Here is a 1,014-nt window from a genome sequence, read left to right as displayed (position 1 = left end):
TTTTGGTTGGCGTTGACAAAAAGGGACGTGGACGTAAAGCGTCTGGCTCCGCTCCTGGACGAACTGGCCTCGATGGCACCGTAAGCAGTGTCTCTGTGTGTCACTCAGTGACTCAGAGTGTCTTTGATTGACTCAAAATGTCTCTAATTGCAGCATTTTTGCAGTGAAGATGCAGTGAGGTGCAGTGCAAATGCAGTTATTTTGCAGTGCGAGTGCAGTGCAAATGCAGGACTTACCCAAGGCACAAGCAGGACAACAGTGCAACTCAATGCAATTTAGTGCAACACAGTGCAGCGGATGCCTGCTCAGGTTTGACGTACAGATGATGTAAATGCGATGTAACAGTGATGTAAAACCCTCCCAGCTGGAGAACCCCACATGGCCAACCTCTCACCCATCGTTTCGGAATTCGAAACCGACGAACAGGCAGCAAGCTACGACCGCTGGTTTCGGCTCCAGGTGCAAGCATCACTGGACGATCCCAGTCCTGGTGTGCCGCACGACCAGGTCATGGCTGAAATGGACGCAATCATTGCCGAGGCAGAAAAGCGTCAACAGGATCGGGCTAAGGTCAGCTGATGCAAATCATCTGGCGGCAACGTGCGCGCATGAGCCTGGCTAAGATCTCCAACGAAGACCCCAAAGCCGCTCAAGCCATTCTGGAGCGCTTACAGTCAGCCATCCTACCCGTGGCCGATCATCCATACCTGTATCGTCCTGGGCGAGTGTCTGGTACTCGCGAGCTGGTAGCGCACCCAAATTACGTGCTGGTCTACCGTGTGGCGATCGAGCGCATCGAGGTCGTGAACGTCATCCACGCTAGGCAGGAATATCCCTCGCTCTAAGTGACCCGCAAGCAGAGCGCGCAGGGCGTAGCCTGCGCCGTGAAGGAGCGAAGCAGCCCTTGCACTGCCTTGAGGCCTTGTGCACGGTCCCAGAAGGGCGCTTTCTACCTGACACCACACACGATCAAGCTTCAGATCAGGCAAGCCAAAACTTTGTCATGACAAAGTT

Annotated in this window: 2 protein-coding genes; both read left to right on the top strand. The window is 54.2% G+C overall.

The features are described 5' to 3' along the window. The first annotated feature begins 378 nt into the window (after positions 1–378). Positions 379–579 carry a type II toxin-antitoxin system RelB family antitoxin gene (gene relB, locus ALO64_RS10060; protein WP_004661690.1) on the top strand — a complete coding sequence of 67 codons (201 nt, stop codon included), beginning with the start codon at positions 379–381 and terminating at the stop codon, positions 577–579. Then, a complete protein-coding gene (locus tag ALO64_RS10055) occupies positions 579–845 on the top strand; it encodes a type II toxin-antitoxin system RelE/ParE family toxin (RefSeq protein ID WP_044345827.1) in 267 nt (88 codons plus the stop codon). Before relB ends, ALO64_RS10055 begins: the two co-directional genes overlap by 1 nt. The last annotated feature ends 169 nt before the right edge of the window (positions 846–1,014 follow it).

Origin of the sequence: Pseudomonas meliae (assembly GCF_001400515.1) — a bacterium.
In the GTDB taxonomy this organism is placed as follows: Bacteria; Pseudomonadota; Gammaproteobacteria; order Pseudomonadales; family Pseudomonadaceae; genus Aquipseudomonas; species Aquipseudomonas amygdali.
Note: the sequence above shows the minus strand (reverse complement) of the source record. Positions and strands in the feature narration are given on the sequence as shown.

Coding starts and splice junctions, on each gene's coding strand:
- relB (WP_004661690.1), top strand. CDS start 379: ATGGCCAACCTCTCACCCATCGTTTCGGAATTCGAAACCGACGAACAG.
- ALO64_RS10055 (WP_044345827.1), top strand. CDS start 579: ATGCAAATCATCTGGCGGCAACGTGCGCGCATGAGCCTGGCTAAGATC.